General features: G+C 61.6%; 19 protein-coding genes. 8 read left to right on the top strand and 11 right to left on the bottom strand.

Annotation, left to right across the window (positions count from 1 at the left end; translation table 11 throughout):
• Positions 1 to 196: 196 nt before the first annotated feature.
• On the top strand, positions 197 to 484 hold the full coding sequence (locus tag BBI10_RS03765; protein ID WP_065986884.1) for a hypothetical protein: 288 nt from the start codon (positions 197 to 199) through the stop codon (positions 482 to 484).
• A 574-nt stretch (positions 485 to 1,058) separates the two neighbouring features.
• On the opposite strand, the gene BBI10_RS03770 is transcribed toward BBI10_RS03765, so the two are convergent.
• Positions 1,059 to 1,217, bottom strand: coding sequence for a DUF3309 family protein (locus BBI10_RS03770; RefSeq protein ID WP_092410703.1), 159 nt, complete (start codon positions 1,215 to 1,217; stop codon positions 1,059 to 1,061).
• A 446-nt stretch (positions 1,218 to 1,663) separates the two neighbouring features.
• Between BBI10_RS03770 and BBI10_RS03775 the strand changes: the two genes are divergently transcribed.
• From BBI10_RS03775 to csrA, 3 genes are all read left to right on the top strand, one after another.
• Positions 1,664 to 2,476 carry an SDR family oxidoreductase gene (locus tag BBI10_RS03775; protein ID WP_065986885.1) on the top strand — a complete coding sequence of 271 codons (813 nt, stop codon included), beginning with the start codon at positions 1,664 to 1,666 and terminating at the stop codon, positions 2,474 to 2,476.
• Between the two features lie 72 nt (positions 2,477 to 2,548).
• Positions 2,549 to 2,881, top strand: coding sequence for a YnfA family protein (locus BBI10_RS03780; RefSeq protein ID WP_065986886.1), 333 nt, complete (start codon positions 2,549 to 2,551; stop codon positions 2,879 to 2,881).
• A gap of 201 nt (positions 2,882 to 3,082) precedes the next feature.
• A complete protein-coding gene (csrA, locus tag BBI10_RS03785) occupies positions 3,083 to 3,280 on the top strand; it encodes a carbon storage regulator CsrA (RefSeq protein ID WP_065986888.1) in 198 nt (65 codons plus the stop codon).
• 1 nt (position 3,281) lies between these two features.
• Here csrA and BBI10_RS03790 read toward each other — a convergent pair whose 3' ends face one another.
• The 9 genes from BBI10_RS03790 to mnmC all read right to left on the bottom strand — a co-directional run bounded on the left by BBI10_RS03790 (position 3,282) and on the right by mnmC (position 15,599).
• The gene (locus BBI10_RS03790; protein WP_065986890.1) at positions 3,282 to 3,512 is read right to left on the bottom strand and encodes a YheU family protein; all 231 of its coding nucleotides are present in this window, start codon (positions 3,510 to 3,512) and stop codon (positions 3,282 to 3,284) included.
• Between the two features lie 64 nt (positions 3,513 to 3,576).
• Positions 3,577 to 4,761: an osmoprotectant NAGGN system M42 family peptidase gene (locus BBI10_RS03795; RefSeq protein WP_065986892.1), complete on the bottom strand. Its 1,185-nt coding sequence runs from the start codon at positions 4,759 to 4,761 to the stop codon at positions 3,577 to 3,579.
• Between the two features lie 92 nt (positions 4,762 to 4,853).
• A complete protein-coding gene (ngg, locus tag BBI10_RS03800) occupies positions 4,854 to 6,602 on the bottom strand; it encodes an N-acetylglutaminylglutamine synthetase (protein WP_065986893.1) in 1,749 nt (582 codons plus the stop codon).
• A gap of 3 nt (positions 6,603 to 6,605) precedes the next feature.
• Positions 6,606 to 8,378: an N-acetylglutaminylglutamine amidotransferase gene (locus BBI10_RS03805; protein ID WP_065986895.1), complete on the bottom strand. Its 1,773-nt coding sequence runs from the start codon at positions 8,376 to 8,378 to the stop codon at positions 6,606 to 6,608.
• Between the two features lie 435 nt (positions 8,379 to 8,813).
• Complete coding sequence (locus BBI10_RS03810; RefSeq protein WP_065986897.1) at positions 8,814 to 9,041, bottom strand: hypothetical protein; 228 nt, start codon at positions 9,039 to 9,041, stop codon at positions 8,814 to 8,816.
• Positions 9,042 to 9,176: 135 nt separating this feature from the next.
• Positions 9,177 to 10,295 carry a lipocalin-like domain-containing protein gene (locus tag BBI10_RS03815; RefSeq protein ID WP_065986899.1) on the bottom strand — a complete coding sequence of 373 codons (1,119 nt, stop codon included), beginning with the start codon at positions 10,293 to 10,295 and terminating at the stop codon, positions 9,177 to 9,179.
• Complete coding sequence (locus BBI10_RS03820) at positions 10,285 to 12,765, bottom strand: FtsX-like permease family protein (protein WP_065986901.1); 2,481 nt, start codon at positions 12,763 to 12,765, stop codon at positions 10,285 to 10,287. The genes BBI10_RS03815 and BBI10_RS03820 overlap by 11 nt, the downstream gene beginning before the upstream one ends.
• Before the next feature lies 1 nt (position 12,766).
• Complete coding sequence (locus tag BBI10_RS03825) at positions 12,767 to 13,435, bottom strand: ABC transporter ATP-binding protein (protein ID WP_065986903.1); 669 nt, start codon at positions 13,433 to 13,435, stop codon at positions 12,767 to 12,769.
• Between the two features lie 148 nt (positions 13,436 to 13,583).
• Entirely contained in the window at positions 13,584 to 15,599 is a 2,016-nt protein-coding gene (gene mnmC, locus BBI10_RS03830) for a bifunctional tRNA (5-methylaminomethyl-2-thiouridine)(34)-methyltransferase MnmD/FAD-dependent 5-carboxymethylaminomethyl-2-thiouridine(34) oxidoreductase MnmC (protein WP_065986905.1), read from the bottom strand.
• A gap of 136 nt (positions 15,600 to 15,735) precedes the next feature.
• On the opposite strand from mnmC, the gene BBI10_RS03835 reads away from it, so the two are divergent.
• Entirely contained in the window at positions 15,736 to 20,034 is a 4,299-nt protein-coding gene (locus BBI10_RS03835; RefSeq protein ID WP_065986907.1) for a dermonecrotic toxin domain-containing protein, read from the top strand.
• A 157-nt stretch (positions 20,035 to 20,191) separates the two neighbouring features.
• Positions 20,192 to 21,694: a polyphosphate:AMP phosphotransferase gene (pap, locus tag BBI10_RS03840; protein ID WP_065986909.1), complete on the top strand. Its 1,503-nt coding sequence runs from the start codon at positions 20,192 to 20,194 to the stop codon at positions 21,692 to 21,694.
• A 75-nt stretch (positions 21,695 to 21,769) separates the two neighbouring features.
• Here the strand turns inward: pap and BBI10_RS03845 are convergent, their stop codons facing one another.
• The gene (locus tag BBI10_RS03845; protein WP_065986911.1) at positions 21,770 to 22,357 is read right to left on the bottom strand and encodes a YecA family protein; all 588 of its coding nucleotides are present in this window, start codon (positions 22,355 to 22,357) and stop codon (positions 21,770 to 21,772) included.
• A gap of 210 nt (positions 22,358 to 22,567) precedes the next feature.
• Between BBI10_RS03845 and recQ the strand changes: the two genes are divergently transcribed.
• Together recQ and BBI10_RS03855 are read left to right on the top strand one after the other, a co-directional pair.
• Positions 22,568 to 24,694, top strand: coding sequence for a DNA helicase RecQ (gene recQ / locus BBI10_RS03850; protein WP_065986913.1), 2,127 nt, complete (start codon positions 22,568 to 22,570; stop codon positions 24,692 to 24,694).
• 182 nt (positions 24,695 to 24,876) lie between these two features.
• Positions 24,877 to 25,311: a MarR family transcriptional regulator gene (locus BBI10_RS03855; protein ID WP_065986915.1), complete on the top strand. Its 435-nt coding sequence runs from the start codon at positions 24,877 to 24,879 to the stop codon at positions 25,309 to 25,311.
• Positions 25,312 to 25,380: the final 69 nt, after the last annotated feature.

Here is a 25,380-nt window from a genome sequence, read left to right on the forward strand (position 1 = left end):
CTGAATGCCCGCGCTGCTTTAGTGGGACCGGCTTTAGCCGGGAAGGGGCCAGTTCAGGCGCGGGTAAATCTGAGGCAGATGTCATTTTTGCGATCAGTGCTTAAAAAAGATTGAACCGCTTTTACGCCGGTTCGCCTAATGATCAGCGTGTGGAGATTCCCACAGGCCTTGTGCTAATACCGGCACTCTTCGAGAGGTGGTTAACGTGGCTAAAGACGACAAGAAAACCAAAGGTGAAGCTTCGAAAGCCAGCAAGGATTTGAAGGACAAGAAGTCCTCTCCGGAAAAGAAATCAGCGGCGGCCTCGACTCTTTCTAAGTCTTCTGAAAAGAAAGATACCAAGAAAGACACCAAGAAAGCGGCTGAACCAAAGAAAGCCGCTGAGCCAAAGAAGGCGGCAAAGAAAGCTGACAGCAAGCCAGAAAAGGCCAAGAAATCAGACAAGGCAGAAAAGGCCGACAAGCCTGCAAAAAAGAAAAAGTAATGTCTGCACCTGGCTAGGGCTTCACGCCCTAGCTTCCCCAGAACGTTCTGTTCGATCGTTGTAAATTCCCCCCCCCCCCGATCTCCTCAACACCCAGTGGCTGCCGCTGACGGACGAACGCAAGTTTCTGAATTGTTAGTGTTCAAACCGACCCATTCCCGGCTAAAGCCGGTCCCACTAAAAAGCACACCGCGTACACCCCGGTAGGACCGGCTTCAGCCGGGAAGCTCTTGATCTGCTTTAAAGCGCTTTTGATCTTCGTACACAAAAGGCTCAAACACCGCCAATCGCGACTTTGGTGCAGGCTGAACGCAGGTCTCGTGGAGTGGGCCGAGCCGCATGGATGCGGCGAGAGCGCCGTCAGGGCATGGATGCCCGTTCGGCGCGGGCGCACGGAGCGAGGCCGGAGTGAAGGAACCCGACGAAGTCGGGCCTAACCGAGAGCAAGCACCCTTGGTTACTTGGGGTGCTTTTCCAAGTAACTCGCCGAAGGCGAAACAGTTCTGCTCCAGCAGAACCGCTTCCATAAAAAAACCGCGCCTAAGCGCGGTTCTTTTTAATGTCAGCCCGGCAGTTAAATCCTGCCCAGCAGCACCAATATCAGCAGGATCACCAGGATCGTACCGATGATGCCCGACGGACCGTAGCCCCAGCTTCTGGAGTGCGGGAATACCGGAAGTCCACCGATCAACAGCAGGATGAGGATGATGATCAGAATTGTGCCGATGCCCATGACGAGTTCCTTCTAGTGTTCTTGGAAGATGGCTATGCAACTCAAGACGTTGCCTCTCAGGCGAGTCATTGTGCTGCTTGATGAATCCGACTATCGCTTTAATCAAAAGGTTCTGAGCGGCGGAAATAAAAATTAACACCTGTGGAAAAAACAATATAAATCATGGGCTTGAAATTTTAGCAAGACAATTTATCGCAGCAGATTTTGATTAAAAATGCGCAAAAAGTGCCTGGCTTAGTGTGGAACGAACCTGTAACTAACTGGTCGCCAAGTTTGATATAACACGCTGCGCTTTAATCAACCGCAGACCGAATACATCCAAAAGAGTGGCCATCCATTCAAAGCATCGGTTTGCCTCTCATATTCAGCGACCTGATGAAGGGTTTGTCGGACAATCCTCCTGTTTACACTCTGGCTAATTCTTCGCAACCGACAGGGCGTCTGCTATGCACAATCGCATCATGATCACCGGCGCAGGGTCCGGGCTGGGACGCGAGATCGCGCTGCGCTGGGCGCGCGAAGGGTGGCAGCTGGCGCTGTCGGATGTCAGTGACAGCGGCCTTCAGGAAACCCTGCGCCTGGTGCGCGAAGGAGGGGGGGACGGTTTCGTTCAGCGCTGTGACGTGCGGGACTACAGCCAGCTGACCGCGTTCGCCCAGGCCTGCGAACAGAAACTCGGCGGCATCGATGTGATCGTCAACAACGCCGGCGTCGCTTCAGGCGGATTCTTTGGCGAATTGTCGCTGGAGGATTGGGACTGGCAGATCGCGATCAACCTGATGGGGGTGGTCAAGGGCTGCAAAGCGTTTTTGCCGCTGCTGGAACAGAGCAAGGGCAAGATCATCAACATCGCCTCCATGGCGGCATTGATGCAGGGGCCGGCGATGAGCAATTACAACGTCGCCAAGGCGGGGGTGGTTGCGCTGTCGGAGAGCCTGCTGATCGAGCTGCGCCAGCAGGAAATCAGCGTGCATGTGGTGTGTCCGTCGTTCTTCCAGACCAATTTGCTGGATTCCTTTCGCGGCCCCACGCCGGCGATGAAAGCCCAGGTTGGAAAGTTGCTGGAGAGTTCGCCCATCAGCGCGAGGGACATCGCCGATTACATCTACCAGCAGGTGGCCAGTGGCGAGTTCATGATCCTGCCCCATGAGCAAGGGCGAATGGCCTGGCAGCTCAAGCAGAAAAATCCTCAGTTGCTGTACGACGAGATGGCCACTATGGCGGAGAAGATGCGCGCCAAGGCGAAGTCCGGAAGCTGAGCCAGACATTCTGAACGGGTCTTTTCTGATAGGGTGGCCGGCACTTTCCGGCTGCCCAAGACGAGGCTCATTGTGCTCAATTACCTGTGGTTTTTCCTCGCCGCGCTGTTCGAGATCGCCGGGTGTTATGCCTTCTGGATGTGGCTGCGCCAGGGCAAGAGCGCGCTGTGGGTGATTCCGGCGCTGGTCAGCCTGACGCTGTTCGCCGTGCTGTTGACCCGGGTCGAAGCCACGTATGCCGGGCGCGCCTACGCAGCCTACGGTGGCATCTACATCATTGCTTCCATTGCCTGGCTGGGCGTTATCGAACGTGTCCGACCGTTGACGTCCGACTGGATCGGCGTTGGCCTGTGCGTGATCGGCGCGACCATCATCCTGCTCGGCCCGCGCTGGTCAGCCGCCTGATGCGTTGTGCCTGAGGCACAACCTGACGTCTGCCGTACCTTTCTCCGACGCGTGGGCCGGAAATGTCCAAGTGCGTAGGACGCGTCTGTCGGCCATGTTCTTGAAGGGATGAAGGGCGTTACTGATTTTGCTCTGGCGCATTGAAGCGCGGGGACCTGAGCGTCAACCTGCTTCCTCGGTTACAGCCAAGGAGTAGGACGTATGCTGGTATTGACGCGGGAAATCGGAGAGACCTTCAACATTGGCGATGACATCACCGTGAAGGTGCTGGGCATCACCGGCAATCAAGTGCGCCTGGGAATCGATGCGCCCCAGAGCATCAGGATTCATCGGGCAGAAGTTATCCGACGGATCGCCTCACGGCTGCAGCACCTCGCCAACCGGTTGCCGGGCAGGTGACCTATTCCTCGAAATATTCCTTTGGCACTTCATGCTTGAGCATCAGCTGACATTGCTGGCTGTCCATGTCGAAAAAAATCACTGCCTGACCTTTGCTCAGCGCATGGCGCACCCGCAATACGCGGGTTTCGAGGGGGGTGTCGTCGCCGTTGTCAGTACCGTCGCGGGTCACGAAATCCTCGATCAGGCGCGTCAGGGTGTCGGCTTCGAGTTGGTCGTAAGGGATCAGCATAGGTTTCTCGGCCATCACAAAAAGTACACGGGGCGGCGATGCTATCGCGCCCCGTGCGGGCAGGCTACCGCTGCCCCACCAATGTATCCACCGACGGCACACGAGTGTCGCTTTCCATCTGCGCGTCGTGCTCCAGTTGATGGCTGAAATTCTCCAGCGATGCGTTGGACGGATGCGCGTCGCTGGCAAACACTGGCGGGCTCATGATGTAGGCGGTGAGCAGACGGCTCAGCGTGCTCAAGCTGTCGATGTGGGTGCGTTCGTAGCCATGTGTCGCGTCGCAGCCGAACGCCAGCAGGGCGGTGCGCGTGTCGTAACCGGCAGTGATCGCCGAGTGCGCGTCGCTGTAGTAATAGCGGAACAGGTCGCGGCGTACGGACAGTTCGTTTTGCTCGCCCAGGCGCAGCAAATGGCGTGACAGGTGATAGTCGTAGGGGCCGCCGGAATCCTGCATCGCCACGCTGACCGCGTGTTCGCTGGAGTGCTGGCCGGGGGCAACGGGGGCGATGTCGATACCGACGAACTCGCTGACGTCCCACGGCAGGCTGCCCGCAGCGCCGCTGCCGGTTTCTTCGGTAATGGTGAACAGCGGGTGGCAATCGATCAGGGGCTCGACGCCGCTGTCGACGATGGCTTTGAGCGCCGCGAGCAGGGCGGCGACGCCGGCCTTGTCGTCCAGATGGCGCGCGCTGATATGCCCGCTGTCGGTGAACTCGGGCAACGGGTCAAATGCCACGAAGTCGCCGATGTTGATGCCCACCGATTCACAATCCGCGCGGGTCGCGCTGTAGGCGTCCAGGCGCACTTCGACGTGGTCCCAACTGATGGGCATCGTGTCGACGGCCGTGTTGAACGCGTGCCCGGAGGCCATCAATGGCAGCACGCTGCCGCGAATCACGCCATTGTCGGTGAACACGCTGACGCGGCTGCCTTCGGCAAAGCGGCTGGACCAGCAACCGACCGGGGCCAGACCCAGCCGGCCGTTGTCTTTGACTTCGCGAACGCTGGCACCGATGGTGTCCAGGTGCGCGGAGACGGCGCGGTCGGGACTGTTCTGTTTACCTTTCAACGTGGCGCGGATGGTGCCGCGGCGGGTCAGCTCGAACGGGATGCCCAGTTCTTCCAGGCGCTCGGCGACGTAGCGCACGATGGTGTCGGTGAAACCGGTGGGGCTCGGGATCGCGAGCATTTCCAGCAGGACTTTCTGCAGGTAATTCAGATCCGGTTCATGGATGTTTGCAGTCGTCATAGGAACCTCAGTGTGGGGCGCTGAATGACCTGATAGCGGGCTCGCTGGCGGATTCGATCCGCCGGCAAGCTCACTGCTACAGGGATGGCGCCTTAGCCATGGGCAGGCTGGCTGTGGGGAAACAATAGATCGACGAAGCGCTCGGCCGTCGGTTGTGGCTCGTGATTGGCCAGACCGCAGCGCTCGTTCGCTTCGATGAATACGTACTCCGGCTGATCGGCGGCGGGGACCATCAGGTCCAGGCCGACCACCGGGATATCGAGGGCGCGCGCGGCGCGTACGGCGGCGTCCTTGAGTACCGGGTGAAGAATCGCGGTGACGTCTTCCAGACAGCCGCCGGTGTGCAGGTTCGCGGTGCGTCGCACGGCCAGGCGCTGATCGGCCGGTAACACACTGTCGAAGCTGAACCCCGCTTCTTCAACGGTGCGGCGGGTTTCATCGTCCACCGGGATCTTGCTCTCGCCGTCGGTAGCGGCAGACCGACGCCGGCTCTGGGCCTCGATCAATTGGCCGACGGTGTGACGGCCATCGCCGATGATCTCGGCGGGCCGACGGATCGCGGCGGCGACCACGTCGAATCCGATCACGACGATGCGCAGGTCCAGGCCTTCATGGAAGCTCTCGAGCAGCACACGACTGTCGAACTGCCGAGCACGCTCGACCGCTGCCTGGACGTCTTCGATGGTGCGAAGGTCCACGGCCACGCCCTGACCCTGCTCACCGTCGACCGGTTTGACCACGACGCGCTGATGTTCTTCAAGAAACGCCAGGTTATCGTCGCCATTGCCGGCCAGCTGCTGCACCGGCACTGCCAGACCTACGGCCTTCAGCGTCTTCTGGGTCATGCGTTTGTCCTGACACAGCGTCATGCTGACCGCGGTGGTCAGGTCGCTCAGTGACTCCCGGCAACGCACGCGGCGACTGCCATGAATCAGCGTGAACAGCCCGGCTTCCGCGTCATCCACCTGCACCTCGATGCCGCGGCGATGGGCTTCTTCTACGATGATCCGGGCATAGGGGTTGAAGTCCGCCTGGGGGCCGGGGCCGAGAAACAGCTTCTCGTTGATGCCGTTTTTACGCTTGATGGCGAAGGTCGGCAGGTTGCGAAACCCCAGCTTGGCGTAAAGGCTCTTTGCCTGCTGATTGTCATGCAGCACCGACAGATCCAGGTACGCCAGGCCCCGGCTCTGGAAGTGCTCGACCAGATGACGCACGAGCACTTCGCCGACACCGGGCCGTGTGCATTGCGGATCAACCGCCAGACACCACAAGCTGCTGCCATTTTCGGGATCGTTGAAAGCCTTTTGGTGATTCAGGCCCATCACGCTGCCGATCACGGCATTGGTGGCCTCGTCTTCGGCGATCCAGTAAACCGGGCCGCCCTGATGACGCGGTGTCAGCAGGTTGGGGTCGATGGGCAACATGCCACGGGCGATGTACAGGTTGTTGATCGACGTCCAGTCTCCCTCGCTTTGTGCCCGGCGAATCCTGAAGCCACGAAACACGCGCTGGGCCGGGCGGTAATCGCTGAACCACAGGCGCAGGGTGTCCGACGGATCGAGAAACAGCTGTTGCGGCGATTGCGCCAGCACCTGTTGCGGGGCAGCGACGTATAAAGCGATGTCGCGCTCGCCCTGCTTTTCGTTGATCAAATCCTGCGCGAGAGAGGCCGGGTCAGGGTAGGTATGGCCAATCAGCAGCCGTCCCCAGCCGCAATGCAGAGCCAGCGGTTCTGTCTCAGGCGTGCTGCCGTCTTCGGCAAGGCGAGCCTGCAAGCGTTCGTACGACGGCGCCTGGCCGCGCAACAAACGCTGGTTGTGAATCGAAGCGTTGGCTTTCATCGGTCAGAGTCCTTGTTCGCTGAGCCAGAGGTTCAGCGCTGCGAGCTGCCACAGCTTGGAGCCGCGCAGTGGCGTCAATTGACCCTGCGGATCTGTCAGCAGTTTGTCGAGCATGACCGGGTTGAACAGCCCGCGGTTCTGGCTTGGATCGAGCAGCAGATCGCGCACCCAGTTGAGCGTGTTGCCTTCCAGGTGCTTGAGGCCCGGCACCGGGAAATAGCCTTTTTTGCGATCAATGACTTCTGACGGGATCACCAGACGCGCGGCTTCTTTGAGCACTTGCTTGCCGCCGTCGGGCAATTTGAAGCGGCCGGGAACGCGGGCAGACAGCTCGACCAGTCGATAGTCCAGAAACGGGGTGCGCGCCTCGAGGCCCCAGGCCATGGTCATGTTGTCGACGCGCTTGACCGGGTCATCCACCAGCATGACAGTGCTGTCCAGTCGCAGGGCTTTGTCCACTGCGGCATCAGCGCCCGGCATCGCGAAGTGCTCGCGCACGAAATCACCGGCTGCGTCATTCGCTGTCAGCCACTTCGGCGTAACGGTTTCGGCGTATTCGGCGTAGCTGCGGTCGAAGAACGCATCGCGATAGGCCCCATAGGGGTCGCTGGCGCCGTCCACTTGCGGGTACCAGTGGTAACCGGCGAACAACTCGTCCGCGCCCTGACCGCTCTGGACCACCTTGCAATGCTTGGCGACTTCGCGGGACAGCAGATAAAACGCGATGCAGTCGTGGCTAACCATCGGCTCGCTCATCGCACGGAACGCGGCGGGCAGTTGCTCGATGATCTCGCTTTCCTTGATGCGCAACTGATGATGGTTGGTGCCGTAGTGTTTGGCGATGAGGTCCGAATACTGAAACTCATCGCCGCGTTCGCCCCCGGCATCCTGGAAGCCGATGGAGAAGGTCGACAGATCCTTAACGCCCACTTCGCGGAGCAAACCGACCAGCATGCTCGAGTCAACGCCACCGGACAGCAGCACGCCGACGTCCACCGCAGCGCGTTGACGGATGGCAACGGCTTCGCGCGTGCTGTCGAGCACACGGTCGCGCCAGTCTTCAAGGGTCAGATTCGCTTCGTCGGCGTGCGGGCCATAGGGCAGCGTCCACCAGACTTTCTGCTCAACCTTGCCTTCGGCACTGACGCGCATCCACGACGCCGGCGGCAGTTTTTCAACCCCCGCCAGCAGGGTGCGCGGTGCAGGCACTACGGCGTGGAAGTTCAGGTAATGGTTGAGTGCGATCGGGTCGAGCATCGGGCTGATGTCGCCGCCTTTCAGCAGAGCCGGCAGGGCAGAAGCAAAACGCAGGCGCTTGTCGGTGCGCGACAGATACAGCGGCTTTACACCAAGACGGTCGCGGGCGATGAACAGGCTTCTGTTGTCGCGCTCCCAGATGGCGAACGCGAACATGCCGTTGAGCTTGGGCAGCATGTCGGCGCCCCAGGCGTGATAGCCCTTGAGCAGCACTTCGGTGTCGCCGCCGGAATGGAACTGATAGCCGAGGCCTTCGAGTTCGGCACGCAGTTCCGGGAAATTGTAGATGGCGCCGTTGAAGGCAAGGGACAGGCCCAGGTGACTGTCGATCATCGGCTGCGCCGATCCGTCCGACAGGTCCATGATCTTCAAACGACGATGGCCGAGGGCAACCGGCCCCTGGCTGTGAAATCCCCACGCATCCGGGCCGCGAGCCGCGAGATGATGGGTGATACGTTCTACTGCGGCGAGATCCGCAGGTTGATTGTCAAAGCGTAGTTCGCCAGCTAATCCGCACATCTGTCCTAAACCCTTTATGTTTTCGGCGTGTTTGGCGTTACTGGGATTGCGCGGCGATGAAGGCCGGGTTCACACCGGGCATCAGGCACGTGGTTGCGTACGTATGGCGCGTTTCGTACATCCTGCGCTGTCAAATCCCAAGCTTGCGCAATGCACTCAGCCAGTAACGTTTGGGCCCTGTCCCGGCTTGGATATACAGCCCTGACCTGAGCCCACTTCCTTATGGCGCAGACACAACATCAGGGCGCGCTGCCGTCAGCGGCCTAGCTTTATCGAGTACCGGCAGGCGTGGATCGTTCAATAAAAACATTGCAGGCGAGGGAGGTGTGACAGGGTTTTCAATCACTGACGACGTTTTTCGTGGGGTGTCGACTCGCTCATAGGTCCAAGAAGCGCTGCCCACGTCATGTCTTGGGAGCGCATATCTCGCCCGAGTCAACGCGAGCGGTTGGCGATCCGTAAAGCAGCGCTTTTGATGTACTTCACCGAGTTGGCAAGGTTACCGGCATGACTTTCGAGGAGCATGAGGTCCTCTTGTCGACACACAACTCTCTGAGCCTTCAGGTAGATGGCATGACCTTCGAGAAATTGCGACAGAGAGTCAAAGTAAGCCGCCGAATCTTCGAGATCCAGCTGCATATCTTTCAAGCTTAATGTAGGCATTGAGGCTCCAGACGCTATTGAAGCAGGCGTCCTGGCCTGACGGGGTTGGGGTATCGGGTTCACTGTCCGATTCTTTGTTTATCGGCAGCGACCAAGAAACTTTAGAGGCTTATCAGGGTCTGTCGCGGCGGCGTGTCAGTAGCCCGTCATCTCCAGATACCCCACGCCCTCGTGGCTGCCGCTTATGGTCACCGGTCCCTCCCAGTAGGGAATTTGCAAGTTCATCCACGCCTGTGGGTTGAGCGCTTCGACGGCGATGTCCACGGCCTTGGACGGGATTTTCACCGACCAGCGTGTGGGCATGTCGCGGCCTTCAACGTCAGTGGTGTCTTCGGGTGCCAGCGCTATGTCTGCCGCCGCCAGTTGTTCGGTGCTGCCGTCGGCGTTGATCCACGTCCCGGTCAGGTACGGCTCGCCGTCCTTCTGCCGCATGCGGTACAGCATGACTTCGGCACCATCCCCCAGGTGCAGCGAGAACCAGTCCCAGCCCGTTTGATTATCGGTGAGCGGCTGACTGCTCCACTCCCGATCCAGCCATGCAGGCCCGGACACCTGGTAGGTTTTGCCGTCGATCTCGATGCTGCCATCCGCCTGAAAGAACGGCTGGCTGTAGTAGTACGACGCTTGCCCCTGCTCGGACTTCTGGCTAAAGCCCTGTTTACCTTGCAGCACCAAAGGCTTGGTGGCTTTCAGGCGCAGGCGGTAGTTGAACTGTGGCCCGCTGGCCTGCAGCTGTATATCCGCCAGCGGGTCATCGCTGGCGGACTGGCTGGTGAAGGACCAGTCGTCGATCCAGGCCGCGAACGGCGCCAGTGTCACGCCGGCCTGCTGCACGCCGCCACGGGCATAGCGTTCCGCTGCGAAGTGCTCGTCCTGGGAGGTCACCGCCGCGTGTCCCATCCACAGGTTGCGGTTGCTCCATCCAGCCCCATCGCCCTGCAGACCTTTTGCGCGGGGCAGGGCGTTGCGAAACAGCGTCCATTGCACGCCGAACGACTGGCCGTCGGCATCCTTCAGATTGGCGGTGACGTACCACCACTCGATGCGGAAATCAGCGTGGGGGCCGTGATCGTCGGGAAACTCGAACCGCTTGCCCGGCGTTACCTGTGCGTAACTTGAGGCGTCGTCGGCAAGGCCGGCGAAGCCTTTTTCTTCTTCGGGTTTGTCGTCGCAGGCGCTCAGCAGCAGACCGAGCATCAGCAGGGCGACGATCTGCAGGCGAACGGTGATCAGGGGCAGGGCTTTAACCTTCATTGGCGAAAGTCCTCAGCAAATCAGCGGGGCGGGTGCGGTACAGGCGGTAGAGCGGCCAGGCCGACGCCAGCAGTGTGGCGAGCATTGCCAGCAGCGTCAGGCGCACCAGCTGCATGGGGAACACTTGCAGTGGCAGGCGCCAACCGAACGCTTGCACGTTGATCACGGCGTCCAGGCACCAGGCCAGCAACAGCCCCAGCGGAATTGCGAGCACCAGTGTCAGCACCGCCAGAAGCCAGGTCTGCGCCAGATTAAGCAGCATCAATTGCTGCCGCGTCACACCCAGCGCCCATAACGGCGCCAGTTGCGCGAGGCGGCTTTGGCTCTGGGTCAGCAGACTGATGAACAAGGCGACTCCGGCCACCATCAACGTCAGGCTGTTCAACGCAGCTGTGGCGGCGAAGGTGCGTTCGAAGACTTGTTGCGACCAGGCCTTGAGCTGGATCTGATCGACGATGCGGTTGTCGTCGATGGTGAATTTGTTGTGCAGCACCCGCAGCAGTTGCGGGATGGCGCGGGGATCGATGCGCAGATTGAAGCGGTTGGGTGTCAGCTGCGGCCAATGCTTGAGAAGGTGCTCGGCGTTCACCAGCACGTGGCCCTTGGGATTGCCGTAATCGGCATAAATGCCAACGACGCGCAGCGGCCACGGCCCGTCGGGCGCGGGCAGTTTTACTTCATCGCCAACGCTGACGTCCAGGCGGCGGGCCAGTTGTTCGCTGAGCATCAGCGTGTCTTCCTGCGCCAGTTGCTTCCAGGCATCACCGCTTGCCGACTCCAGCAGCGGCCAGTGCTGGCGGTAGTGCGGATGATCGATCACCCCATACAGCTCGGCCGGCCAGCCCTTCAGTTGCAACGAAACCTGCCAGTTGGGCAGCACGGCCGACGTCAGCGGTTGCTGGCTCAGCCATTGCTGCAGCGGCGCGGCTTGCGCCGGGTTCTGCGGATTGATGTACAGCTCGGCGCTGAGGCGTTGTTCCAGCCAGTGGGTGAACGTCTGGCGGAAGCCCGACGTCATGCTGCCCGCGCCGATGTTTGCTGCCATTGCCAGCAGCAAGGCCATCAGCGCCAGGCTCAGGGCCGGCAATTGCTGCCGGCAGTCAGCGAGAAACCACTGACCCAGCACCGAACGGCTCCTGCCCAGCAGTGCATCGAGCAGCAGATTAAGCAGCACCGGCAGCCCCAGCGCCGCGCTCAACAACAGGCTCGCCATCAGCACGAAGCCCAGTGCCAGGCTGTCGCCAAACAGCGCGGCCGATATGGCAATCAACGCCGATATTCCGGCCACCCAGCCCTGGCGTCGCAGCCATTTGGAATGGGTTTCATGCCACGCCTGGGCATTGGCCAGCGCCAGCAAAGGCAGGCGCGCAGCACGCAGCAGGCTGCTGGCCCCCGCGAGAAATGCGCCGAGTAGACTGACGCCCAGACCGCTCAGCCACCACCAGACGCTAAGGTTCAGGTGGCCGGCGACTTCAGCGCCGTACAGCCCGCGCAGACTCGCCGCCACGTCCGGCAACAGCGCGCTCGCCAGCCAGTAACCGCTGATGACACCTGCTATGCCGCCGAGCAGGGCCAGCACGCCGAGCTCGACCACCAGACTCACCATCAACCCGCGTGCGCTGACCCCGCAGGCGCGCAGGTTGCGCAGCAGCCCGCGACGCTGTTCCAGCGCGAGACCAATGGCGGCATGGACGATGAACAGTCCGACCACGAACGAAAGGAAACCCAGTGCGTCGAGGTTCAGGTGGAAGCTTTCGGTAAGCCTGCCCAGATCGTTGTCTTCGCCACTTTTGCGCAGCACCAGCTCGCCATTCAGCTCGGCCGGCAGGGCGGGGGCGTTATCGGCAAAGTCCTTTGGCAGCACCAGCCGCGAGATCTGATCCGGCTGGTTGAGCAGTTGCTGAGCGAAGCCTATGTCCATGAGCAGTACGCCCGGCGCCATGTCGGTTTTCGCGCGCAATGGCGGCAGTACCTTGCCGGAGTCGGTGACCGGCTGCTGGCCTTCATGGAGACCGAGGGCGGCAAGGGTCTGCGGTGAAATCCAGGTGGTGCCGGGAGGGGTGAAGAAGTCGACGATCTGCGCGGTGTCCAGGGATTGCCCGGCCAGCGCGGTGTTCACCGGCAGCGAGACCGGCTCGATGCCGAGCACGGTCAGACGTTGCTCCGGGGCCTCTTTGAGGGTGACGCGCCCGCGCAGTGCGGGAGAGACCGGCCATCCGGCCCGGCGCAGGGTCACGAACAGGTCCTGGGAAAAGTTGGCGCCGTTGGGCGAGACCAGAATCTTCTGCGGATCGCCGCCGATCATCTGGCTGGCCTTGGCGTAGCTTTCACGGGCCTGACTGTTCAGCGCCTGCACCCCGGTCAGCAGGCTGGTTGCCAGCCACAGGCCGGTCAGCACGCTGAAAAACTGCACGGGGTGGCGCCGCCAGTGGCTCAGCAGCGCTTTCAAGGTCCAGTAGAAGACAGGCATTTCAGCGTTCGCCTTCGCTGACCAGACGACCCAGGTGCAGCACGGCCTGACGCTGCAATCGTGCCGCCACCCTCGGGCTGTGGGTGACCATCAACAGGCTGGTGGTGCTGTCGGCCAGAAGGTCCAGCAGCAGTTGCAGCACTTCATCGCTCGTGGCTTCGTCAAGGTTGCCGGTGGGTTCGTCAGCGAGCAGCAGGGCGGGGCGCGAAGCAAGGGCGCGTCCGATCGCAACGCGCTGTTGCTGGCCGCCCGAGAGTTGTTCGGGATAGCGCCTGAGCAGCGCGCCCAGGCCCAGCCGCTCAGTCAGTTCGGCCTGCCATTCAGGCTGGTAGCGCCCGGCCAGACGCGCCTGAAATGCCAGGTTGTCTTCTACCTTCAGACTGCCGATCAGGTTGAACTGCTGGAACACCAGACCGACTTCCGTGCGCCGCCAGTTGGCCAGTTGCGCCTCGTTCATCTGATCCAGACGCTGTCCGGCAATCTCAATGCTGCCCGTGTCCACATTGTCCAGCCCGGCCACCAGATGCAGAAGCGTGCTCTTGCCGCTGCCCGACTCACCCATCAACGCGAGGCTGCCACCCTGATCCAGTTGCAGGTCCGCGCCACGCAAAACGGCCAAAGGGCCCTGGGCCGTGGCATAGCTCTTGAACACACCCTGGACTTGCAGCATCGACACGCACCTGATTGAAGGGATGGGCTGGAGGATAACGGTTTGACCGGAGCCGATGTAGCCGGCGAAGCAGTGGATCTTCGGCAGGACAAAGAAGTTGCGTCGGAAAGCGATGACGGGCGCTGGACACCCGATACCGCAGGCTTTGCTATTTCCCGCGAATCAGCCCTCGCAGCGCGAACCGATTGGGATGACAGGCTTCGGCCACGCTTCGCGGCAGGGGCAAGGGTTCGTTATCCAGCCAGGCGGCGATCAGTTCGCCGGACAGCGGCGCAGTGATAAGGCCGCGTGAACCGTGACCGCTGTTGACATACAAACCGTCCAGCCATGGGCATTCGGTATCCGGCGTCTTGCGCGCGTCCTTGCGCAGCACGGCGTACGTCTCAAGGAATGCCGCCCGGTCCGCCAGTGGCCCGACGATGGGCAGGTAATCCGGGCTGGTGCAGCGAAATGCGGCGCGACCTTGCAGGTCCTCGGCGGGCAAACCATTGGCGTTCAGCCGCTCGGTCAGGTCCTCGGAGATTTCCCGCAGCAGCTCGAGATTGCCGAGATGTTCGGCCGTACTCGGCGTCAGGTCATCGCTGTTGAAGGCGAAGCTTGCGCCCAGCGTGTGTTCGTCGCCGCGTGCAGGCGCCACGTAACCCTCGGCGCAGACGACAGTCTTCAAGGCCTGGCTGTCGGGCGTGGCAGCCAGTCGGGTGATTTGCCCTCGAATACGCTTGAGTGGAAGGTCAGCGCTGGCCGGGAAGCGTTTGATCTCGGCTGCGCCCGCCAACACGACGACTGGAGCAGAAGCCAGCAGACGCTCGCCATCCCACGCTTGCCACAGCGGCCCGTCCCGCCGCAGCTCGATCGCATCGTTGTGAGTCAGCAGCTTGATGTTGCTTGCGCTGGCCTGATCACGACACAACGCCGGTGGGTGCACCCAGCCGCCTTGTGGGTAAAACAAGCCGCCGCTCTTCAACACGATACCGGCCCGCGACTCGGCGTCAGCCCGGTCCAGTACATGCAGCAGATCGTCGGGGAACGCCTCAGCCAGTTGCGCCTGACGCGCCTGCTCTTTGTCGTCGAAGGCCAGTTGGAGCACGCCGCAATCGTCCCAGTCGATGCCCCGTTGCAGGCGCTCCAGCAAGCGTCGGGTGTGACCGAACCCGCTCAGGATCAGCTGCGACAACGCGGTGCCATGGGCCGACAGTTTCAGGTAAAGCACGCCTTGTGGATTGCCCGATGCTTCTTGCGCCAGATCACCATGGCGCTCCAGAAGACTGACGTGCCAACCGCGCGCCGCCAGGCTCGCCGCCGTGGCGCACCCGGCCAGCCCTGCGCCAATCACCAATGCTGTGCGAGGGGTGTCTGGTGAACGGGGCAGTAGACGTGGCAGGGAACTGGGCCGGGCAAACCAGGGCTTGGCGCGCGGAGGCGTTGGCACGTCTTCAGGCCATGCGATGAAGCGGCCTTTGAGTACCTCCCACTTATGCCCGATTCCCGGCACGCGCTTCATTTTGAAACCGGCTGCGTTCAGTGCCCGGCGCACCCAGCCGGTGCTGGTAAAAGTGCCGATGGTCGAGCCCGGTGCCGCCAGCCGCGCCAGCTCGGCGAATAGCTCGGGTGTCCACATTTCCGGGTTTTTCGCGGGCGCGAAACCGTCGAGAAACCAGGCGTCGATCTGTCCGTCGAGTTGCGGCAGCATGTCCAGCGCGTCACCGATCAGCAAGGTCAGCGTGACGCGCCCGCCGTCGAACACCAATCGCTGAAAGCCCTGATGCACCGCCACGTACCGGCCCAGCAACTGATCCGCCAGCACCTTGAGCTCGGGCCACAAATTCAGCGCGCGCTCCAGATCAGCACGGCTCAGCGGGTATTTTTCGACGCTGACGAAATGCAGCCGTGCATCTGCGACTGCGCTGGCGTTGAACAGCTGCCAGGCGCACAGGAAATTCAGCCCGGTGCCAAAACCGGTCTCACCGATTACCAGCCGACCGCCCGCCGGCAAAGCGGCAAAGCGTTTGGGCAGCTCGTTCTGGGTCAGGAACACATGGCGGGTTTCATCCAGGCCCGACTGGGTCGAGAAATAGACGTCGGAGAACACCCGCGAATGCGGATTGCCGTGTTCGTCCCAGTCAATCTGGGCGTTGGCGATCTGGGTGTGGTCAGTGGTGATCATGTTCGGCTCGGGGCGGGCAAGGTGGCGATGTTACTCCAGCGTCCGGTAGGCGGTGCACTACATATGTATGCCACTTTGCGGGCGCGTTCCTGTTTATCTATGCGCCTTTGATCACACGCAGAAACAAGGACGTCACATGAACACCGCCAGTCTGGCTCTCACTGCTTCATTCATTCGGAACACGCTGCCGCAATGGTTTATCCAGGCGACGCCGGCGATGCGCGACGCGCTGCGCCGGGACATGACCTTCGCGCAAGCCGCCCGCGAACACCTCAATCAGGTTCTCTTGCGCATTCAGGACCTGCCGTCGTTTGCGCGGCCGTTGCTGACTCAGGCCCTCGACACCGAATTCGGTCCGGGTCTGGATGTCGACCGTGACCACTTCTTTCACGCCAGATTCCAGCGTGACTGGCTGACAGGTCGCGCTTCGCCTCAGGGTTCCAGCACGCGTCCGCTGCTGGCCGCTGCGCTGCAGAATTTCGAGGAGGTCGAAGCGACGGACGCTGATCGCGAAAGCACCTCGGCTATCATTGGCGGCGCGTCGGATGCGCCGGCGGGGACGGAAAACGTTCATCCATTGGGTGTCAGCCCCGGTCGCTTCATCGAGCTGTGCCGCCGGCTTGATCTGGGCGGCCAGTATCAGCGGCACCTGCACCATGTACTGCACCCCGTCGCGAGGCCGGACGTGCCAGATAGCCTGGACAGCGATGACATCAAGGCGCGCATGATCGAGCACGCCCGTCTGGCCTTGCGGGTCGATTCCCACATCGCACGCCTCAAGGGCGCCATTGATGAGGCCCAGTACCAGATGCTGCTTCAAGTCAATGCCTACGGGCCTGCGGATCAGGTGTCTAGCCTGCAACTGCTGGGCTGCCGGTTGCGCGACGCGTTGGTGTTCAAAGCCGCCGGTCAGACGCGTTGCGTGGTTTACCTGCCAGGCGAGCCTGATGGTGCGATTCAGTCCCATGCATCCCTGGAAGATTTCACACAGGCACTGAGGACCAAACTGCGTTCCGAGGTGTATCAGCGCTACTTTGATCGCTTTATTCCCCAGCGCAGCAAGTCGGCTTTCTTCAAGCGTCTGCACGAACGACTGGCGCCCCATGTCCTGCACAGCGTCGCCCGTGGCAAAGGTTTTCACCGACAGCTGATCAGCGTTTCCGAGGTGGATCAGACGGCTTTTCTCGATCTGGAAGCCATCGAGGTGGGCGGCGCATTGGGTGATGTTTTCTACCTGTATCAGATGCTGCGACTCAAGGACGACGCTCGCGTACTCGCGGTCCCTACCGATGACGAGGACCAGAAAACCCGGGAGCAACGTCTCGCTGAATGGCTGGACTACGGCATGGACGCGCTGAATGTTGCCGCGCTGTTCGTTCCCGGTCTGGGTGAAGTCATGATGGTGGTCGCGGGCGCGCAGTTGCTCGACGAGACCTTCGAAGGCATTGAAGCGTGGCGCCATGGCGATATGGATGAGGCGTTGGATCACTTGGGGAGTGTCGCGCAAAACCTGGCATTCATAGGCGCGCTGGGTGCCGCGGGCGCGGCGACGGGCGCAATGGCCGCAGAATCCGCTGGGTCGCAGCCTCCGTCGTTCATCAAACGCAGTCTTCCGGCCCGGGACGCTGCAGGTCGTCTGCGCCTGACTGACGTAGGCACGGCCCTGCGCCGTCTGCACCCCGAACTCGCAGACATCGACGAACCATCCGTCAGCCGGATAATGGCAGTGAGCGGCGTCGACGAAGAGTGTCTGGCCGCATTGCACATCAGTCAGCAACCCGCGCCCGCAGCGCTGATCGACACTGCCAAGCGGTTTCGGCTCAGTCAGCAGGCGGCCGACTCTGCCCAGGCCCTGGACGCGGCATACCTCGCCAGCGAGCAGTCGAACGACCCGCTGATTGCACTGCTGAGACGCGATTTCCCGTCGCTCACCCTGGCTTCCAGCCAGGCTCTGATCGCTGAGGCCGGTGCCGAGCAGCGGCTGGCCATGCTGGAGGCTCGGCGCATCCCGCTGGAAATGGCCGGAAAGGTACGCGGGCATTTGCGTCAGACCCGCATGAGCCGCGCGCTGGAAGGCTTTTTCCTGACCCCCAGCACCGCCAATGACGATCTTCAGCGCCTGACGTTGCGCAGCCTCGCGACGTTCCCGGGATGGCCCGCCGACGTGCGCATTGAGATACGAAGCGGCGACGCTACCGGCGCGTTACTTGACAGCATCGGCGCCGAGAATGCCACCCGGCAACGTGTGTTGATCAAGGGCGAAAAAGGCTTTCAGGTAGAGGCCGCTGAGGCATCGGGGGGAAAAGGCAGTCTGTTTTCCGCGCTGTTGCGCGCGCTGCCCGAGAGCAGTCGCCAGGCGATGGGGCTCAACGACCCGCAGACCGGCGTGCGCGCTTTCAAGCGCCGTGTCTTCAACTGGGTTCGGTCGCAACCGAAATGGGCGGCCGAGCAGTTGGGGCAATGGACGTTACCCACCGAGTTCAGGCCGCCGCAGCGTTTACTGGACGGGCGCATCGGTTATCCACTCAGCGGACGCGGGTTGCCTGTGGCCGAAGGTGCGATTCAACAGCAATTGCTCCAGGCAATGACGCACCTCTATCCGGAGAGTGTCGAGCTGGCGGATCAGCTGCGGGCCATGGCCCGGCGCGGGCGATCACTGGAGCAATTGCTGGCCGCGACGCACGCCCGTGCGGCCGCCTATGACCCGCTGCACATGAGCCTGATCGCCTGGGCGGAGGCCGACGATATCAGCGTGCTGCTCAATGACGGTGAACGGCTGGCGCGGCGCCGGGTGGCCAACGTGCTGGGTCGGGCGTGGCGTTACAGCCATGGGGATGCTCCCCGGGGGTCGCGCTGGCTGACGCTGGAGCACCTGGTCATTCCGGAATTGCCGCCGTTGCATAGTTTCTATTCCGACATCACGCAGATCGAGCTCAATAACGTTCAGTTTGATACTTCCGGGGCAAATGCGTTTCTGGCCAACTTTCCGAACGTCACTCACCTGAACGTGCGCGGCAGTTTGGCCGCGCTGCCGGACGGATTGTCTCAGCTGCAATCCCTGCAGCACCTGTCGCTGGAAAATTTGTCGTGGACGCTGGACCAGCCCGCCATGAACACGTTGATGGATATACCTGCGCTGGACTCGCTGAGCCTGGCTGGCAGCCGTCTGGGCGACTTCACCGACACCAGCCGCCTGCGCCTCTCGACCCTGTGGATCAACAACACGGGCCTCACTCAATGGCCGGAATGGACCCATACGCTGGGGCTGGGCGAGCTGGACATCAGTGACAACCACATTACCGAGGTCGCCGCCGAAGTCATCGAGAACCCGCAGGACCATGGCCGTCATACAGTGATCTACGCCTACAACAACCCGTTCACCCACCAGTCGCTCGAGGATTACTGGCGCAACGACACCGGCTACGGTCATCGCTACCAGCTCGACTACGATTTTCCCGAAGACATTCGCGAGATCCACGTCGAAGGCGCGCCGATGGACACAGAGTCCGAGGTATCGGATGACGAAGGCGAGTCTCATGGCCACCGCGCCGGTGCAAGCGCCGGTGCTGCCAGACCCTCCGCTCAGGTGTGGTTGCGCCCGGGTGAGGATGTGCTGAATCAGCGGTTGCTGGCGGCGTGGACTCAGGTTGAACACGCCGCCGACGCGCCTCATCTGCTGGTGCTGTTGCAGCGGCTGAGAGAAACCCCGGATTTCCGCCAGTTCCACGCCGAGCTTGCCAGTGAGGTGCTCACCGTTCTGGAAACGGCCGCGCAGGATGCGGTGTTGCGCGGGCAGATCGAGGTCATGGCCAACGACCGTCTGTTTGGCGCCAACCAGACCTGTCAGGACGGGGCACGGCTGATCTTCAGTGATATTCAAGTGGCGGTATACAGCCATGGATCGCTGCGGGATGTCGCAGAAAGTCAGCGCACGGACGCGTTGCTGGGGGTGATTCGTCAGCTCTTTCGCCTCAACGAAGTGCAGGCGATCGCGGATGCGGAGATTGCCCGGCGCGAAAGTCTGGGGATGGCGCTGGATCATGCCGAGGTGCGACTGGCGTACCGGGTCGGACTGGCGGACGACCTCGGGCTGCCCGGTCAGCCTTACCGGATGGTCTGGGCGCGCCTGGCAGCGGTTGACCGTGGTGCGTTGCTGGAGGCTCGGGGTCGTGTGCTGGAAGCAGAGCGTGGCCCGGCTTTTCTGCAGTTTGCCGTCGACAATCAACAGTGGAACGCGCGACTGCGATCCGGCCACGAGTCAGCCCTCGCGTCGGCCACCGCGTCAGTGCGCGCGCGCATGGCAGCGCTGGAAGAACATCCGCCAGCTGATCCCGACGAGTACCACCGACAAGGTCTGGCACTCATCGCCGAGCGCGATGGGGCTGAAGCACTGATGCTCAGGCAGTTGACGGATCTGTACCGCGCGGGCTGGTAATTGGCTGAACGAGGTGGCGCCGCCGCGGTGCCGCCTCGCTTCTCCTGCAACCGAATGTTTCCCGCTGCAGTGATCCATCGCAGCGGTTGGCGGTCATAACCTGCATCGGCGCTGCCTGCCGCCTGCTAGTCTTGACCGATCCTGAAGGGAGCCTTGAATGTTCGAATCCGCTGAAATCGGCCACACCATCGACGACGAAACCTACGACGCTGAAGTCCCGGCCCTGCGCGAAGCGCTGCTGGAGGCTCAGTACGAACTGCATGAGCAAGGCAAGCGCCAGATCATCGTATTGATCAATGGCATCGAAGGCGCCGGCAAGGGCGAGACCGTCAAGTTGCTCAACGACTGGATGGACCCGCGCTACATCGAAGTGCGCACCTTCGATCAACAAACTGATGAAGAACTGGCCCATCCACCGGTCTGGCGCTACTGGCGCCAGTTGCCGCCGAAGGGCCGGATCGGCGTGTTTTTCGGGAACTGGTACAGCCAGATGATCCAGGGCCGGGTGCACAAGCAGTTCAAGGACCCGGTGTTGGATCAGGCCATCAACGGCGCCGAGCGACTGGAAAAGATGCTGGTCGACGAAGGCGCTGTGATTTTCAAATTCTGGTTTCATCTGTCCAAGCGGCAGATGAAGCTGCGCCTTAAAACCCTCAAGGATGACCCGCTGCACAGTTGGCGCATCAGCCCGCTGGACTGGCAGCAATCGAAGACTTACGACCGCTTTGTGCGTTTTGGCGAGCGCGTGCTGCGCCGAACCAGTCGCGACTATGCGCCTTGGCACGTCATCGAAGGCGTCGACCCGAACTACCGCAGCTTGACCGTCGGCCGGTTGCTGCTCGAAGGTTTGCAAAACGCCCTGAAGACGCCTGAAGGGGCAACCCATCTTGTCGGACTCGGCCCTTTGCCCAACAACAGCAATGAGCTGAGCCTGCTCGACAACCTCGACATGACTCTGGCGCTGGAAAAAGACGATTACGACGAGCAACTGATCACCGAGCAGGCGCGGCTTTCGGGGCTCATGCGCGACAAACGCATGCGCCGTCACTCATTGGTGGCGGTGTTCGAGGGCAACGATGCAGCGGGCAAGGGCGGTGCTATCAAACGTGTCGCCGGCGCGCTCGATCCAAGGCAGTACCACATCGTGCCGATCGCCGCGCCCAGTCAGGATGAACTGGCTCAGCCTTATCTGTGGCGGTTCTGGCGCCAGATTCCGGCGCGGGGAAAATTCACCGTGTTCGATCGATCATGGTACGGACGGGTGCTGGTCGAGCGGGTCGAAGGCTTCTGCTCCGAGGCTGACTGGTTAAGGGCCTACAGCGAGATCAACGACTTCGAAGAGCAGCTCACCGACTTCGGGGTTGTGGTGGTGAAGTTCTGGCTGGCGATCGACGACAAAACCCAACTGGAGCGTTTTCAGGCGAGGGAGAAGGTGCCGTTCAAACGCCACAAAATCACCGAGGATGACTGGCGTAACCGCAGCAAGTGGCCGCTGTATCGCGAGGCAGTGAGTGACATGGTGGATCGCACCAGCACTGAAATCGCGCCGTGGACGCTGGTCGAGGCCAACGACAAACGCTGGGCGCGGGTCAAGGTACTGCGCACGATCAACGAAGCGATCGAGGCGGCATTCAAGAAGAGTGACAAGAAACACAAGTAGCGGGGAAGGGGGCGTACGAGCCGGCGTCGGCTCGTACGTTTCTCCTGCGCTAACGCCGAGACTTGATGGTCGGGCTTAGTGATGGCGCGGCTTGAGGATAGCCGGCTTTTCATCCGGGGCTTGCAGCAGCAGGTACAGCGCGGTCAGCGCTTCCGGGATCTGCACGATCATGTCGTCCATCAGGTTGGCGTCAGCGGCGATGTCGGCGAACTCTGGCTGTTCATCGAACAGACCGGAACCGACCATGATCGGCAGCAGCATCTCGCTGACTTCCTCTTCGTCGTTCTCGAACCAGGCCGACTCGCGCAGGAACACGCCTTCCATAAAACCGATGCACCAGCCACGCAGCTCGGAGTCATCGGGGTCATCGCCCAGGTCCAGATCGCACGGCAATTCGAACTCCTCGTCCGATGCCAGCTGGCGAGCGATGTGCGCCTTGAGCTGGATCAGGGTGGATTCGATTTCCTCGTGTTGCGACTCGTCGGCGTAGTGCGGAGGCTCGGCGAACAGTGCGTCGATCCACTCGCGATCAGGAACGGTTTCGGCGCAAATGGACAGCGCGGTGAGATAGCCGTGGGCGGCTACGTAGTCCAGCGCTTCGTCATGCAGCTCATCGGCATCGAGGAAGGCTTGCAGGCGGTGTAATTGCTCAGCGAAGGACATTGACAGACTACCTTGGGAATAAACGATGCTGAATTCTAGGCCCTGAGGGCGCCCGGCGCCAGCGGCGAGGCCACTGGAATCGGTATTCCGGTAAATTTCGACCGCCGGTGTCACCGCGGTCCAATCTGTCGGAGCGCTCCGGTATACTGCCGCGCTTTGCGATTTCCACAGCGATTCTCGACCGCTGTTGCGGCACCATCCGGGGTATTTATGCTCGACCAGGCTCAACGCGTACTTAAAGACATCTTCGGCTACGACAGCTTCCGTGGTCGCCAGGGTGCCATTATCGAGCGCGTGGCCAGTGGCGGTGATGCACTGGTGCTGATGCCCACCGGCGGCGGCAAATCCCTGTGTTTCCAGGTGCCGGGCCTGTTGCGCGACGGCCTTGCGGTCGTGGTTTCGCCGCTCATCGCGCTGATGGACGATCAGGTGGCAACGCTGGAAGAACTCGGTGTTTCAGCCGCCGCGTTGAACTCCACGCTCAGCGCCGAGCAGCAGCGCGACCTCGCTAACCGCATTCGTCTGGGCGAAATCAAGATGCTGTATCTGGCACCGGAACGTCTGGTCCAGCCGCGCATGCTGTCGTTTCTGCAAAACCTCAAGATCGCCCTGTTCGCCATCGACGAAGCCCACTGTGTGTCGCAATGGGGTCATGATTTCCGTCCTGAATACCTGCAGCTGGGCCAACTGGCCGAGCTGTTTCCGGACGTGCCGCGTATCGCACTGACCGCCACGGCCGACAAGCGCACCCGTGAAGAGATCGTCGAGCGTCTGCACCTGCAGAACGCCGAGCGCTTTTTGTCGAGCTTCGACCGCCCGAATATTTTTTACCGCATCGTGCCCAAGGAACAGCCACGCAAGCAGTTGCTGGCATTTCTGTCCGAGCGGCGCAGCGACGCCGGCATCGTGTATTGCCTGTCGCGCAAGAAGGTCGAAGAGACCGCGGCGTTCCTCAGCGACAACGGTTACCCGGCCCTGCCGTACCACGCCGGCTTGCCCATCGAGACCCGCTCCGGCAATCAACGGCGCTTCCTTAATGAGGAAGGCCTGATCATGGTCGCCACCATCGCGTTCGGCATGGGCATCGACAAGCCCAACGTGCGCTTCGTGGCGCACATGGATCTCCCCAAATCGCTGGAAGCCTATTACCAGGAGACTGGCCGGGCAGGGCGGGACGGTCTGCCGGCCGATGCGTGGATGGCATACGGTCTGCAAGACGTTTTAATGCTCAAGCAGATGCTGCAGAACTCCGAAGGCGACGAGCGTCACAAGCGCGTCGAGCAGCACAAGCTCGACGCCATGCTGGCGCTGTGTGAAGAAACCCGCTGCCGGCGTCAGTCGCTGCTCGCCTACTTCGACGAAATCATGCCCAACCCTTGCGGGCACTGTGACAACTGCGTCGACGGCGTGCAGACCTGGGACGCCACCGAACCCGCGAGACAGGCGCTTTCAGCGATCTATCGAACCGGCCAGCGCTACGGCGTCGGCCATCTGGTCGACGTGTTGCTGGGCAAGGAAAACGACAAGGTTCAAAGCTTCGGTCATCAGAAGCTGGCGGTGTTCGGTGTCGGCAAGAGCCGCAGCGAAGGCGAATGGCGTTCATTGTTCCGACAGCTGGTGGCGCGTGGTCTGGCCGACATCGATCTGGAAGGCTACGGCGGTCTGCGCCTGAGTGACAGCTGCCGACCGCTGCTGCGTGGTGAAGTCACCTTGCAGCTGCGCCGTGACCTGAAGCCGCAGACCACCGCGAAAGCCTCCGGCAGCCCGGCGAGTCAGCTGGTGCGCGGCGAAGAGCGCGAACAGTGGGAAGCGCTGCGTGCATTGCGGCGCAAGCTGGCCGAAGAACATGGCGTGCCGCCTTACGTCATCTTTCCGGATTCGACCCTGCTGGAAATGCTCCGCAGCCAGCCGGGGACCATGGCCGAAATGGGCCGGGTCAGCGGTGTGGGCGCTCGCAAGCTGGAGCGTTACGGCGAGGCGTTCCTCGAAGTGCTCGGCGGTGCAGCACCGGCGCCGCGTGTCGTCACCGATGTACGGCACGAACTCATCAGCCTCGCCCGCGCCGGTATGACGCCGATGCAAATCGCCGGGCAACTTCAGTGCTCGGAGAAGAACGTCTACACGATGCTCGCCGAGGCGATTGGCAAACAGCAGCTTTCCCTGGATCAGGCGCTGGATTTGCCCGAGGACCTGATGACCGAGATTCAGGATGCGTTTCTCGACGGCGAAGGCGAGCTGCCCCCTGTTGCCGCTATTGCCGAACTGTTTACCGGGCGCGTACCCGAGGGCGTGCTGTATTGTGTGCGGGCGGCGTTGCAGTCGGAGTTTGAGGTCTGACCCGTCGCAACCTCGGCAGGCAGCACACTCAAATAATCCCAAGCAACCCGAAGGCCTACCCGCCGCATCCCGGCACCTCCTCGCCGCTGCGACGAATCACCACGCCCGGGCGCTTGCCTCATCACTGTCTCCATGGTTAGCTGCCTATTAATTAGGATTCGCCTTTAACCATCGAGTTACCTATGCCGTTAACCGAAGAACATCGCTTTGGCATGCAACTGGCCCATATGTCCCGGGGCTGGCGCGCGGAGCTGGATCGCCGGCTGGCTGATCTGGGATTGTCCCAGGCGCGCTGGCTGGTGTTACTGCATCTGGCTCGTTTCAAAACGCCACCCACCCAGCGTGAACTCGCCCAGAGCGTGGGCGTTGAAGGCCCGACCCTGGCCCGGCTGCTGGACAGCCTGGAGAATCAGGGACTGGTGCTTCGGCAGGCGGTGCTCGAAGATCGTCGGGCGAAAAAGATCGTCCTCTGTGACACCGCGCGTCCGCTGATCGAGAAAATCGAAACCATCGCCACCGCCTTGCGCCACGAGTTGTTTGCCGGCATCGACGAAGAAGAATTGCTCATGTGCATGCGCGTTCATTCGAAAATCCTCGCCAATCTCGAAAAATCCTGAAAACCGCGCGAACGCCTGCGACAAATACATTGATGCGGGCGAAACATCCTGTTCTATTTGCACCCATAC

Source organism: Pseudomonas graminis, assembly GCF_001705435.1.
GTDB classification, from domain to species: Bacteria; Pseudomonadota; Gammaproteobacteria; order Pseudomonadales; family Pseudomonadaceae; genus Aquipseudomonas; species Aquipseudomonas graminis_B.